We start from the raw sequence: 13,875 nt of genomic DNA, 5'->3' as shown, positions 1-13,875 counted from the left end.
CTTTCTTGTCCATATTGTCTATCCTTAAGCCTTTAAGGCTGAAGCTTAGACAATTACACAGAATTCAGGACAGTCTCTGATTTTTTATCTCCCCCAACGACACCTCGAATCTCTCTTCAATTAATCCATCATTCTCGTAGGATGTTTTCGGCGGTCCCGAGCACTCAATAGTACTCTTCAGTCAATGATAACTACATACATAAATACATATCGTGATGTATTGCATTCAAGTAAATTTATACACTAATTCTTATATTAGCTTTACCTATTTGAAGAGATGATAAATTAATAAAAAACGCTGTTCTCATCACTTTTATTACATTTTTTGGCAATGGTAATTATTTTCAGCTGGTTTTATCCGGTGAGTTGAGTGCTGCGTCAGGCTATTCGAACGTTGCATCAGGGGAAGCCAGTACGGCTTTGGAAATATTACCAAAGCTATCTGTGACCACAATAGACTGCAGGGTGAGAGCACGTATGTTTACTTTTTGAACGCACGTAAGTTCTCTCGGGCTGGTTGAGTAATAATTAGACACCTCATGCATTTCACACCAGTGGCAGGCGGTTAAAAATCACTCTTTTTGTAGATTCCAACATGCTTTTTATATGGTGATTTTACAACTTGTTAACTCATGCTCTCACCCTGCAATAGACTGGGCTTTACTGAAGCATCTGACGTGGGTGATAGAAAGTGAAATAAATCAAATGAATTGAACGAATAATTAATGGAGATTATGTTGGCGGGGTAATGCTTAGGTTGGCTATGTAAGGATTCTCCCTCAATCCAGAGGGAGAAACGTGCAGGCTAAGGTAAGATCTCATACTTCTTGATTTTATGATTGAGCGTACTCACAGGGACAGCCAGCGATTCAGCGGCTTTTCGGGTCTGCCAATTAAAACGCTCCAGAGTTTTGATAATGACATCCCGCTCGTACTGATTGACCGAATCTTTTAATGATCCGGCGTCAATCTCGGGTAATTCAACCTCAAAAATCGTTTCTTCGGGGATATCAGCAGGAATAAAGGTATCCATTTCGCCCAGTTCCAGTGCGTCTACCGTTTCAAAATCCGACAGCAAAACCGCTCGCTCTATGACATTTCTCAGCTCCCTGACATTACCCGGAAAGCCGTACTCCAGCAGTTGCTTGCGGGCTTTTTTGCTCAACACCGGCTCGCTGTCCAGCTGCATTTTCTGGCTGGTATGCGTAATAAAGTGCTCTGCCAGTGGCAGAATGTCATCCTGACGTTCACGCAGTGGCGGCAGATTAATCGGAAAGACATTCAGACGGTAAAACAGGTCGGCGCGAAACTCGGCTTTCTGGATTTTATCCATCAGATTACAGTGCGTTGCCGCAACCACACGAACATCAATACTGCGCTCTTCACTGCTGCCAATGGCACGGAATTTACGTTCTTGTAATACACGCAGTAACTTGGCCTGGAGCAGCAGTGGCATATCACCGATTTCATCAAGAAAAAGCGTGCCGCCATCGGCAGCTTCAAACAGACCAATTTTGTCTTTATCAGCGCCGGTAAAAGCGCCTTTTTTATGACCAAACAGCTCCGACTCGAGCAATTGCTCCGGGATAGCCGCGCAGTTCTGCGCGATAAAGGGTTTATCTGAGCGATTGGAATTGTCGTGAATATAGCGGGCAATCACTTCCTTGCCAGCGCCGGTTTCGCCTCGCAGCAACACATCAACCGGTAAGGTAAGAATGCGTTGCAGCCGTTCCAGTACCTGACGCATTGGTTCGCTTTCCGCAATCGGCCCATCATAGTTGGGCTTTTTGCGGGCTTTCAGCTGCTGATTTTCGCGGTTAAGCGCGGCATTGTCGGCTTCTAAATTGCGCAGGCTGGTGTGGTAAGTGTCCAGCAGGGTGGCTTGACGAATACTGGTGCCAGCCAGTTTGGTAAAGACAGACAGTGACTGTTCATCATCGATCAGGCATAAGTCGAACAACACCAGTAATCCAACGGTGAGGTCCTGGTGATCTTTCAGCGGCCAGGCCAGCAGGTTGGCACTGTGCAGACCCATAGCTGCTTCGTTCTGATAAATCAGGTCACAGTTATAGCCGGAGTAGGTGTACAGATCGTTGATCAGGACGATCTCGCCAGAAGTGATGGCATAACCCAAAGGGTCATTATCTTTGAGCATATCAAGCTGCATTGGCAGCCAGGTATGGTCAATAATGGCTTGCTCATGCTTGTGTACGCTGAGGGGAACTAATGCCTGTCCGGTTTGGTCCAGCACGTACATGATGCCGTGCTTCGCCTGGGTCAGTTGTCGTGCCGCAGCCAGAATGGCGTCCATAGTGGACGCCAGCTGTGTACGGTCTGACAATGTCTGACTGATTGCCAGTAGCAGGTTATTGAGTTCTCCAGAATTAACTGAAGGCATACTCGATCAATCCTTGTTCATCAACAGAAACTGTCAGTGTGGTGTGAACACTTTCTTCACCCTGATGCCCCAACAGTTCATTGGAGAGCTGAGGCAGAAGCTGACGGTTGATCACTGCATCGATATTACGTGCACCGGTTTCGCTCAGTCGGCAATGGCCCAGCACAAAGTCGACCAGATCCTGTTCAAAGGCCAGCGTCAGGTCGTGATTGGCTTTCAGGCGGGTGCCGAGTTTGCCCAGCTTGTGCTGAATAATGTCGGTCATCGCGTCATCGGCCAGGGGCAGATAAGGAATCACGTTCATGCGGGCCAGCAGAGCCGGTTTGAAATAGCGGTTCAGTGTCGGACGAATGGCATCAGCAATCTGCGGCGCGGTGATGTCGCCGCTTTGCTGAGTCAGTGCTTCGATTTCTTGCGTCGCCAGGTTACTGGTCATCAGGATCAGGGTGTTTTTGAAGTCAATTGCCCGGCCTTCGCCGTCGTTCAGTGTGCCCTTGTCGAAGACCTGATAAAACAGGTTCATCACTTCCGGATCGGCTTTTTCCACTTCATCCAGCAGCACCACAGAATACGGGCGCTGACGCACGGCTTCAGTCAGCATGCCACCTTCACCGTAACCCACGTAACCCGGCGGTGAACCGATCAGGCGCGAAACGGTGTGCTTCTCCTGGAACTCAGACATGTTGATGGTCGTCATAAAGCGGTCGCCACCGAACAGCTGATCAGCAATGACGCGGGCCGTTTCCGTTTTACCCACACCACTCGGGCCAACCAGCAGGAAGACACCCATAGGGGCATCCGGGTTCATCAAACCGGCTTTAGCGGCGCGGATGCCTTCACTGAGCGAGCTGATCGCAAACGGCTGGCCCTTGATCACGCTTCCCAGTGACTCATCTAATTGCAGCACCGAGGAAGACTCGTCTTTTAATACTTTACCGACTGGTACGCCGGTCCAGTCTGCGATGACCTGGCTGATTTCTTCGGGGCCAACTTCAAAGTGAACCAGCACTTCGTTTGTACGGCAGGCATCCAGTGCTTCCTGACAGCGCAGAATGGCAGCACGAATTGAGGCTTCATCCATATCTGTTGCGTTGTCATCCGCTTCGTCTTCAGCAGAGGCTGTCTCTGTGGCTTCGCCAGTGGCAATATGCAGCTTCTGGCGCAGGCTGATCATTTCATCAATCAGAGACTTTTCCTGATGCCATTGGGCTGTCAGTGCTGTCAGTTCATGGTTCAAGTCAGTGATCTGGTTTTCAATCTGCGGGATAAGGGACGCATTTTTCTTATCGCCGGTTTGCTGCAGTTCGTCACGCTTCAGGCCTTCCAGTTCCCGATTAAGCGAGGCAATCTGCTGTTGCAGGCTTTCAACCGGAGCGGGTGTCGCTCTCAGGCTGATATTGACGCGGGCACACGCGGTATCCAGCACATCAATGGCTTTATCCGGCAGCTGACGACCGGAGATATAGCGAGAAGACAGCTCTGCCGCACAGGCGATAGCATCATCCCGCACATAGATATTGTGGGCTTTTTCATAAGCCGGACGCAGGCCGCGAATAATCAGGGCAGCCTCTTTCGGTGAAGGCTCGTCTAACTTCACCAATTGGAAGCGGCGGGCCAGCGCCGGATCTTTTTCAAAGTATTTTTTGTATTCCGACCAGGTGGTTGCCGCGATGGTTTTCACTTCACCCCGTGCCAGCGCGGGTTTGAGCAGGTTAGCGGCGTCACTGCCACCGGCCTGATTACCGCCGCCAACCAGCGTATGGGCTTCATCAATGAAAAGAATAATAGGCGTCGGTGAGTTTTTGACTTCATCAAGGACGCCATTCAGGCGTTTTTCGAACTCGCCTTTTACACTGGCACCGGCTTGCAACAAACCCATATCCAGGCCGAACAGTTCGACGCCTTTGAGGATATCCGGCACATCGCCTTCAACAATTTTCAGCGCCAGGCCTTCTACCACGGCGGTTTTTCCGACACCCGGTTCACCGACTGCAATGGGGTTATTCTTACGGCGACGGGCGAGAATATCGATGATCTGGCGAATTTCCCGGTCGCGGCAGAACACAGGGTCGATTTTACCTTCACGGGCTTTACCGGTGAAATCTATGGTGAACTTACTCAGTGCAGTGCCTTCCTGGCGCGGATCGCTGCTCTCGGTATTGGCAACCTGCGCTTCAATGGAATCTGCGGTGAACTGATCAAAGTTTCGTTTCAGGGTTTCGCTGTTGATCGGTTCGAACAAGCTCTGAATGTCATGTTGGCCGTAACGCACCGGGTTTTTAACCAGTGTCAGCAGTAATGCCCCGGTTCGGATCTGTTGCTGCCCTAAGTCGATGGATGACATCAGCCAGGTTTCCTGCAGCCATTCAATCAATAGGGCAGAAAAAACAGGTTTACCACCGGCGGATTTATCACTGCGCTGCAGCGAAGCATTCAGGGACTGGCGAATTAAATTTTCGGAGCAGTCAAAACTTGCCAGAATTAAGTCGAAATCACTATTTGGGCGTTCAAGCAGACTAAGCAAATAATGCTCAATCGATACTTCCGTTGAACGTTCAGAAACAGCGAGTGCGGCTGCATCTTCCAGTGCGACTTTCGCAATAGGATGCAGGCGTTGAATCAGAGAAGCTAAATTTACGTTAATCATAGGCCCATCAAATTCGAATCAGGTAAAGCCCGGATTATAATCAGATTTTAAAAAGGCCGATGGCCGAAACCAGTGCGATAAGTCGCTGTATTAGTGACTATTTTAATACTTGGTGGCAATTAGCATGGGTGCATGGTGGTAAGGGGTTTCACTATGAGCTTTTTAATAGGAAAAAGCACTGTAAAGGCAGGCAATTTAACGGATGTCGAAAAATGTGGCAGAGGTTTAAGATTTCACTAAATAAGCGAGAGCTGGCCAGATAAATTGGCGTTTATATAAAAAGAAGAAAGACAGTTAAAAGAAAAATATGGGTGTGAAAATGGTTGCTGCAAATTTCGGGTTAAAAAAACAAAAAATTAGAAAATTTCCCAAAAAGTTGGCAATAAAAATGAGTTAAAAATTCACGAAAAGTTGTAAGACTCTGTTTTTAAATGAAATTAAAAGTTGGCACGGTGGTTGCTTTGTATTAATCATCGCAAAGAGCAGCGTTATGCTCTACTTATCTAAATGATTAAAATTTAAGGGAAAGTGATTATGCCAACTCCAGCTTATATGTCTATTCATGGTGAAACTCAGGGTCACATTACTAAAGATGCTTACACGGCAGATTCTGTTGGTAACACTTGGCAGGAAGCACACGTTGACGAATTCCTGGTTCAGGAACTGGACCATGTTCTGACGGTTCCTCGTGACCCACAAAGCGGTCAGCCAACAGGTCAGCGTGTTCACCGTCCAATTATCGTGACTAAGCAGCAAGACCGTACTTCGCCATTGCTGTTCAACGCATTGGTCAGCGGTGAGAAGCTGCCAGAAGCTTACATCAACTTCTACCGCACTTCGACTCAAGGCAAGCAAGAGCATTACTACACCATCAAACTGATTGATGCACTGCTGGTTGATATGCAAACCCGTATGGCGCACTGCCAGGATGCAGCTACTTCTGACCGTGTGGTTGAAGAAGTACTGAAACTGACTTACCGCGCCATTGAAGTGACCCACGAAGTCTGTGGTACTGCAGGTAACGACGACTGGCGTACACCGCGCGAAGCGTAATAACGCCGATTCATGGGGGCCGGTTCCGGCCCCTTTTGTCATAGTTGTATCAGGTAAAAGTAATGAGTAATCCGGTTCAATTTTCCTTCTCTATCGAAGAAACAGAACACGAATTTCGTGTTGAAGAATTTAAGATCACCGAGCGTCTGTTTCAACCTTTTGAAATTAACGTCACATTGCTTTCACGTGATGCAGATATTGCTTTTGAGGACGTTATCCGTAAGGCAGGGGTGCTGCAACTTTTCGGTCAGGGGAGCGGTGTATCCCGTGTTTTCCATGGCACAGTCAGTGAAGCCCGCTTCCTGGGCACAGGTCGCCAGTTCAGCCGCTATGAGTTAAAGCTGGTGCCCGATCTCTGGTTTCTGACTCAGCGGCAGGATTGCCGTATTTTTCAGGATCAAACGATCAATGACATCATCGAAGCCGTGCTGGAAGAAGCTGGCGTAACCGCGGTACGTATGCTTGCCGATGCAGGCGAAAAGCAGGAGTATATTCTGCAGTATCACGAGACCGATCTGGCATTTATCCATCGCCTGATGTCTCAGCATGGACTGTGGTATTACTTCGATCATACCCACAGCGGCCATGAACTGGTGATTGTGGATAAGAATGAACTGGTCAACGCGCTGCCCAGCACTGCCGAAAACGCCACCTTGATCCCCGGCGCCGAGCAAACGCCCATCCTGTATCATGCCGACTCGGGCGGGGTGCCGGATCGCGAACATATCTTTGACGCCGATTTTGCCACCCGTGTTCATACCGGTGCGGTTTCACAGAACGACTATAACTACCTAACGCCTAAAACCCGTCTGATGGCGGACGTGCCGGAATCGGATGAAGCCGAGGTCTATACCGATCTGGCCGTGTATCGTTATCCGGGACGTTACGGCCAGCAACCTCAGGGTAAGTTACAGTCTGATTACCGCTTGTCAGCCCATAAGGTGTCCGGCACTGAGCTGAAAGCAACAACCTGTGTCATGCGGTTGATCCCCGGTTACAGCTTCCTGATGGAACGCCATCCGCGCCAGTCTCTGAACCGTGATTTCATACTGCTGGAAGTGAAGCACGAAGGAAGCGATCCGCAGGCTCACGCAGAAGAAGCCGGTGATGAACCCACCACCTATCACAACAAAGTGATCGCATTCCCGGCCGATATGACTTACCGGGCATCGGCCTTGCCGGCACCTGTTGTGGAAGGCCCGCAAACCGCGGTAGTGGTCGGTCCGGCGAACGAAGAAATCTATACCGACAACCTGGGCCGCATCAAGATTCAGTTCCATTGGGACAGATTGGGTGCGTCGGATGAACACTCAAGCTGCTGGGTACGTGTCAGCCAGAGCCTGGCCGGTCCGAACTGGGGCGCGGTTTTCCTGCCGCGTATCGGGCACGAAGTGGTCGTCAGCTTCCTGGAAGGCGATCCGGATCAACCTTTAGTAACAGGGTCGGTTTATAACGGTCTGCATCTTCCGCCTTATGATTTGCCGCTCAAGAAAACCCGTACTACCTTGCGTTCTAAAACGCATAAAGGAGAAGGGTACAACGAGATCAGTCTGGATGATGAAACCAATCATGAAGAGTTGTATCTGCGCGCGCAGAAAGATATGAACACGCTGGTACTGCATGACCGCTTCAGCCATATCGGACAGGATGACGAACTGAAGGTTGTACAGCACCGTGAAATTGCAGTGCAGGGAGATCGGAAAGAACTGATTCACGGGAATAAAACGTCACTCAACGAAAAGACATTGATCGAACAGGTCGATCAGGATGTCACGGTGAATTATCAGGCCAACGAAGTTGTCAGTGTCGCTGGCAACCAGCACCGTCAGTTGGAAGCACACCGGCGGGTTCAGATTGGTCAAAACGACACGCTTGAGATTGGTGCGGATCTGACCACGGTGATCCTCGCGTCCCGCACCACTTCAGTCGGGGGGAGCGATCAACTGACGGTCGGGGGCGATTTTCATATCGAAACCCAAGGCGATACTTCAATCCGTGCAGAAGGAGAAGCTGCGGTTGTTTCTGCTGATGAAATCAGAGTGGAAGTCGGTGCTGCCGGATTGGTGCTGAAAAGCAGCGGTGTGATCGAATTTTACGGCACGGCCATTACGCTCAACGGCGTGAGTGACGTGGCACTGCAAGGGGCTAAGGTCGACATTAATCCTGGCGCCGCCGCTGGCAGCAATCAAGGGGTGAACTCCCTCAGCCCGATCGGACTATCGATTGCACGATTAAAGCCACCCGTGATCACGTCTGCTGTCTATCAGAGCATGATCGAACAGGGCGTACTGATGATGGAACTTTGTGAATGCGGAAGAGGGAAAACATGTCAATTGCACCGTTAAAACCGGAATGGCAGATTCAGCAAGCCAACCCAATGTTACCTGCTTCAGATCAAAACGCCTATGTGCTGTTTGAGCCCTTGTTATGGCCTGACTGGCAGATACAGCTCAGCCGTGTGATGGATCCGCTTGATGCCCAAAAGTTGTTCTCACAAACCCGGTTTGCTCAATTGGAAAACAGTCCGATGCTGGTCTCATTGCGTCGCAGTGAACCGGCTATTCAACTCTGTCGTGAAGCGATGGTTGCCGCACCATGCGGTTGTTTGCTTATCGCACCGGACACCGTTGCAACGAGTGATCTTTGGCAGACATTACGACAACGAGTCATCGTGGATAAAGGCGACGCGGAAGTGATATTTCGCTTTTATGACCCCAGAGCTTTAGTTCCTTTGCTTGGCTCAATAAGGGACAACCAACGCCATCAGTTTTTTCCTCTGTTGTCGCAAATCCAATGGTTCGACAAAAATTGGTTAAGCGCGCCAATAATTAAATCGTCTTCGTCCACTTCAGAAGTGGAGCGCTGGGTTCTGTCTGAATCCCAGCGAAACACAATGCAAACCATCCTTCAACAATGGTCACGGAATCAACCATCATGACAGCGACATATACTGTGCAGCCCGGTGATACGCTGCTTGAAATTGCCATTGAGCACCAGATTGATTTTAATTCTCTATTGCAGCTAAATCCTCAATACCAGCCGAATCCTGATTTTATCCGCGCAGGTGACACCATAAAGCTGCCTGAGCCCCCGGCATCTGGACCTGTAGAACCCACATTTCCGGTTGAGCCGGTGGCTTCTGTGTCCCCTCCGGCAGAAACATGCACCCTGGAAAGGGAGCCTCTGTGCCAACCAAAAGAAATTGAAGACATTGTGTTCTTAACAGGTGATCCGGTACATCAATTCTATGTTCTTGATAAAAAAGCTGTTGAAGAACTTGAACAGGAAATCGAACAAACTCAAACGCTTTTTCAATGTTACATGGATGTGGTGAACAGTGCGCCGCCAACAACAGCAACAAAAGCCGAACTTGAGGCACACGTTCTCAAGCGTGAAGCGTTATGCCAGGATCTCGCTTATGCAGGTCTGCTTCCGATACCCAACGCAAAAAATAAGGCTGCTGTGAAAGCGGAACAAAAACGTCAGGAAAAAGCACAAAAAGAGCGGGATGCTGAGAACACTAAACTTGCCCAAGCCAAAGTGACAGAACTCAAAGCTCGCCTCAAATATATCGAAAATTATGGGAACTGGATTTCAAACGAAAGCTCGACAGAGTCAATGAAAGAACAGCTTTCTTCAAAAATCAAAGCCGAGCTTACGAAGTGGGAGGCCTTAGCAGGAAAAGCTCAGGATGATGAGAAAACGAAGCATGGCGCAAAAAAAGCGAATCTTCAAACGATGTCGGTCAAGAAAGAAGGGAGACTGGATGCCTTTCACCAATTAGGTGAGCCTCCTATTCGTCATTCTGTGCGAGAAGTCTATTCAGTGGCGCGTGACGGGACTTTTTATCTCAGAGGGGAGTTCGTAGAGCGTGTCTACAAAACCAAGCTCAGTTGGATGCCATTCGGAGGCACTTCTTTCGCAAATGCATTTGAAAAAGGAGATTTCAAGGCGTTGGGGAAGGCCATTCAACGTGATTTTAAAAATAAAGAAAACCGGACTCGCTTAGGGGAAAGTATCGGTATTAAACTCAATGAGTGGGTCGCACCGGGTAACAAAATCGCTGAATGGAAATCTACGCATGCGATTCACAATGAAGAGGGCAATACATGGTTTGCAGTGACGCCTGAAGCCCAACTGGGGCGCTGGGGAATGCAGGCGTCACTGGATGCCAACCTGAACCCATTAAAGAAAGATGAAAATGGACAAGCACAAGGCAAAATAGATTTGGGTATCAGTGCCTCGGCGGCATTTTCTGTCGCAGAGGCTGCGGTCACCTCTAATCTTTATTTACCCAGTGATGCAGGCACAGCAGTACAACTTCATTACACGGATAAGAACAAACAGCCGGCAGTTTACTCATTTGGTTGTTTTCGGGTGAATGTCAGGTTAAAGGTGGGATGCTTCTTAGGCGTCTCGACTCAGGTCGGAGCAGGTATTGGCAATGGCAGGCCAACAGCCGATGATGATATTGGCGTGATGATTGATCCAAACGCCAGACGAAATCGATCAAACGGAAGTGGTTTAGGCGTAATGTTCAGTCCCCGGGTGGAAATGGGGACAACAGAAGGCGGACAAATCGGTGTCAAAGCTGATGTCTTTGCCGGTGCTCAGTTCAGTGGTGAGTTTGCCGGAGATATCGAATGGCAATCCCCCAAAAAAGAAGATGGCGCAAAGTTTTCTGTTTTGGCTGGAATTAAAACCGAAGGTAATGTGGCCATTGGCGGTGGTTTTACTGCAGAATTCGCACTTTATCTGGATAGAGGCAAATTTTTCCTGAAAGTTTCCGCCAAACTCGTGTGGGGTGTGGGCGCTGGCGGTGGAGTCTCGGTCACGATTGATGCCCGGAAGCTCTGGGATCTGGCGAAGGTGATTTGGGAAGGCTTGCAATATGTTGATTATCGTGTGCTGAAGAATATTAATCAGGAAGCATATGATTATTTGGTTAAAGCTACTTATTTTGCGTTTGCGTTATCATCAGCAATAACCTCTCCCGTTGGCGCCTTGAAAAATGCGGTGTCATTGGGTGACCATGTCATTGACGAAATAAGAAAGCATCGAGAAGAATCAAATGATTTGGAACAAGAAGCGAAAACACTTGCTTTACGTATTCTTGATGATTCAGTCCGCAGTGGTGTTCCGTTTGACCAGCTTTTGCCCGAAGCAATTGGCATGATGCTCGATACTTTGATTCGAACCTTTCTATTTAATTATGAGGAATTACAGGAAACTGCGATTTATAAACTGCTTCACGAGAGTACGTATAGTTGGCATAAGTTTGAAGAAATTCTGCAACGCATGAATTCAGAAGGCAAAAAACAATCAGGTGACAAGGTGATGTTCCATAACCTGAAACGCATCAATGCCATCTTAGATGGCAGCCAGCAATCGGCGTTCAATGAATGGGTGATGACGCTGATGAAAACGAATGCGGTTGCAGACATGAACAAAGCGCCCTTCTCTCCCCGTCAAGGCCAAGCTTTTCACCAGAAGCGCACCGAAGTGGAACAACAAGTGGCCATGCTTGATCATCGGAATCAATCAATCCAGTATGCATAACCTCATGGCCCGAAAGGGCCATGAATTTATATACAATAAGTTTTATTCGTGGTTTTGGAGTGCGCAACGGAAACTATTCGCTGAAAAATAAAAGTCTTGCTCAGGAGACTTATCAATTCGACCAAATGTTTTAGTGTTCTTTCCATCCCGGATTACTCTCGTGTCACCAGAATCAGGGCCCTGTGGATTATGCTCCGGGGATTTCAGATAATAGTTTTTGTTATACCAATCATTCACCCACTCCCCTATGTTGTTACTCATGCCATAGATTCCCAGCGGATTCGGGGGAAACTGCCCAATGTAGTCCTCAAGTTCTGTACTACTGTTAATTTCAGACTCTAAAACCTCAACATACCTTTCTCGTTGAAGGTCATAATGCAAATCGTTTGCAAGTAACCGATAGCCGTTGTTGGTCGCGTAATAATAATGTTGCCCCCGGCTGCGAGCCGCGAATTCCCATTGTGCTTCGGTTGGCAAGTCAAAGGGGAGGACTGAAATTTCCCCCAGCCACTGACAATAGTCTTTCGCTTCCTGCCAGGACTTTGTCCCTGTCGCAACAGTGTGTTCTGTATGATATTTGATCAGCTTTTTATATTCCTCGTCAGAGCGACTTAAGTATTCACCAGGTATGGGCATATAACCTTTAAGTTTATTTCTTGTGACCGGTAACCCATTAATCTGGCGCATCCACTCCATATCCATAAAGCTGGTTTCAAATTTTGAGATCGAGTAAGAATCCAATGTGACCGGATGGAGGTGTTTTGAACCGTCAAAGGCACTACCCGGAGAACTTAAGCAACTGGCTTCGGGCGTCCAGTCCATACGGTAGTCTGTCTTGCTGGGAATTTCACAAGGGGCACGAAAATCGCCCATGTCAAAGCTGCCGCCTTCAACAAACACCAAATTCTCAATCGCGCGAACCACCACGTCGGCGGCGTTTTGTTTTTGTTCCTGGGTCGCCTCAGGATAGCGCTTTTCGATATTAGTAACTATGGTATCAAGCTGCTGTTGAGAGACGGTTTCGCTGGTGATGTTGATGGGTGAATTGTTGTCATTGCAGGCCGCTAATAATGGCAGCGTACATGCAAGTCCTAGCCTGTAAATATTCATGCTGAAATCCTTTGTTTTTAGTGTCTTAGTGTACCGAAATACCTAAAGCAAAAACACTGGAAAGCATGGTCAATTATGATTACAGCTTGTATTTCTTGAACCGAGTGCACAGGATTGGAGTGCATAAAACGGTAAAGCGAACTGAATGAAAAATTATCTTAAATGGCCGCCAGCAATCGGCGTTTAATGAATGGGTTATGACGCTGATGGAAACCAACACCGTTTCAGACATGAACAAAGCGCCCTTCTCTCCCCGTCAAGGCCAAGCTTTTCACTAAAAGCGCTCAGAAGTAGAGCAACAAGTGGCCATGCTTGATCATCGGAGTCAATCAATCCAGTATGCGTAATATCCATGGCCCTAACAAGGGCCATGATTTTACTTAATGGTTGGTGTTTCTTGTTGTAATGAACAGCGAAAACTATATAAAGCCGAATATTTTTCTTGTTCCAGATATTCACCACTTCTTCCAAAAGTCATCAATCCGTCCCCATCACGCATGACCTTCTTCTCCCCGGAGCTTGGTCCTTTAGGGTTCATGGCTGGTGAGTCAAGATAATAATCTTTGGCATACCAATCATTGATCCATTCTTTGATGTTATTACTCATTCCATAAATCCCTAGAGGATTTGCTGGCCAATAACCTAAAGTTTTCTCAGGCCCAAATGCCTCTGAATTTATCTGATTATGTGAATATTCGACATTTTCTCCGCTATTTGGGTCATAATATATTCCTTCGGCAATCTGACGATAACCATTATTCGTTGCATAATAGTAATGTTGGCCACGACTTCTGGCGGCATATTCCCATTGTGATTCTGTTGGCAAATCAAAAGGGAGAGATGAAATTTGTCCCAACCATTGACAATAGTCTTTAGCTTCTCTCCAAGATTTAGTCGAAGATGAAGTATCATTTTCGGAATAATAGACAATCTGTTCTTTATACTGCTTATCACTACGGAGAAGGCTCTCCCCCTTAATGGGCATATAACCATGACGTTTATTCTCTGCGACGGGTAACCCATTAATCTGTCGCATCCACTCCATATCCATAAAGCTGGTTTCAAATTTAGAGATCGAGTAAGAATCTAAAGTGACTGGATGCAGGTG

8 protein-coding genes are annotated in these 13,875 nt (G+C 47.9%); 4 read left to right on the top strand and 4 right to left on the bottom strand.

Annotated features, from left to right (window positions below):
• Nucleotides 1-805: 805 nt before the first annotated feature.
• Nucleotides 806-2,398: a sigma 54-interacting transcriptional regulator gene (locus Q4491_RS21180; protein ID WP_303460719.1), complete on the bottom strand. Its 1,593-nt coding sequence runs from the start codon at nt 2,396-2,398 to the stop codon at nt 806-808.
• Nucleotides 2,385-5,045 (bottom strand): type VI secretion system ATPase TssH, encoded by a 2,661-nt coding sequence (gene tssH / locus Q4491_RS21175; protein WP_303460717.1) that lies wholly within the window; start codon nt 5,043-5,045, stop codon nt 2,385-2,387. Before tssH ends, Q4491_RS21180 begins: the two co-directional genes overlap by 14 nt.
• A 534-nt stretch (nt 5,046-5,579) precedes the next feature.
• On the opposite strand from tssH, the gene Q4491_RS21170 reads away from it, so the two are divergent.
• From Q4491_RS21170 to Q4491_RS21155, 4 genes are all read left to right on the top strand, one after another.
• A complete protein-coding gene (locus tag Q4491_RS21170; protein ID WP_192016345.1) occupies nt 5,580-6,098 on the top strand; it encodes an Hcp family type VI secretion system effector in 519 nt (172 codons plus the stop codon).
• Nucleotides 6,099-6,160: 62 nt separating this feature from the next.
• Nucleotides 6,161-8,443: a type VI secretion system Vgr family protein gene (locus Q4491_RS21165; protein ID WP_303460715.1), complete on the top strand. Its 2,283-nt coding sequence runs from the start codon at nt 6,161-6,163 to the stop codon at nt 8,441-8,443.
• A complete protein-coding gene (locus Q4491_RS21160; RefSeq protein ID WP_303460712.1) occupies nt 8,425-9,036 on the top strand; it encodes a DUF4123 domain-containing protein in 612 nt (203 codons plus the stop codon). Before Q4491_RS21165 ends, Q4491_RS21160 begins: the two co-directional genes overlap by 19 nt.
• Nucleotides 9,033-11,657 (top strand): LysM domain-containing protein, encoded by a 2,625-nt coding sequence (locus Q4491_RS21155; RefSeq protein ID WP_303460708.1) that lies wholly within the window; start codon nt 9,033-9,035, stop codon nt 11,655-11,657. The genes Q4491_RS21160 and Q4491_RS21155 overlap by 4 nt, the downstream gene beginning before the upstream one ends.
• A gap of 42 nt (nt 11,658-11,699) precedes the next feature.
• On the opposite strand, the gene Q4491_RS21150 is transcribed toward Q4491_RS21155, so the two are convergent.
• Both Q4491_RS21150 and Q4491_RS21145 read right to left on the bottom strand, forming a co-directional pair.
• Nucleotides 11,700-12,767, bottom strand: a complete 1,068-nt coding sequence (locus Q4491_RS21150) for an SUMF1/EgtB/PvdO family nonheme iron enzyme (protein WP_303460706.1) — start codon at nt 12,765-12,767, stop codon at nt 11,700-11,702.
• A gap of 376 nt (nt 12,768-13,143) precedes the next feature.
• Nucleotides 13,144-13,875, bottom strand: a 732-nt coding sequence (locus Q4491_RS21145) for an SUMF1/EgtB/PvdO family nonheme iron enzyme (RefSeq protein WP_303460703.1), incomplete at its 5' end; no start/stop codon positions are given.

Origin of the sequence: Photobacterium sp. 2_MG-2023, from assembly GCF_030547675.1 — a bacterium.
Lineage (GTDB): Bacteria > Pseudomonadota > Gammaproteobacteria > Enterobacterales > Vibrionaceae > Photobacterium > Photobacterium arenosum.
The sequence above is the reverse complement of the archived record's forward strand: the minus strand, read 5'-3'. Positions and strand labels throughout refer to the sequence as shown.

Coding starts and splice junctions, on each gene's coding strand:
- tssH (WP_303460717.1), bottom strand. CDS start 5,045: ATGATTAACGTAAATTTAGCTTCTCTGATTCAACGCCTGCATCCTATT.
- Q4491_RS21155 (WP_303460708.1), top strand. CDS start 9,033: ATGACAGCGACATATACTGTGCAGCCCGGTGATACGCTGCTTGAAATT.
- Q4491_RS21160 (WP_303460712.1), top strand. CDS start 8,425: ATGTCAATTGCACCGTTAAAACCGGAATGGCAGATTCAGCAAGCCAAC.
- Q4491_RS21180 (WP_303460719.1), bottom strand. CDS start 2,398: ATGCCTTCAGTTAATTCTGGAGAACTCAATAACCTGCTACTGGCAATC.
- Q4491_RS21170 (WP_192016345.1), top strand. CDS start 5,580: ATGCCAACTCCAGCTTATATGTCTATTCATGGTGAAACTCAGGGTCAC.
- Q4491_RS21150 (WP_303460706.1), bottom strand. CDS start 12,767: ATGAATATTTACAGGCTAGGACTTGCATGTACGCTGCCATTATTAGCG.
- Q4491_RS21165 (WP_303460715.1), top strand. CDS start 6,161: ATGAGTAATCCGGTTCAATTTTCCTTCTCTATCGAAGAAACAGAACAC.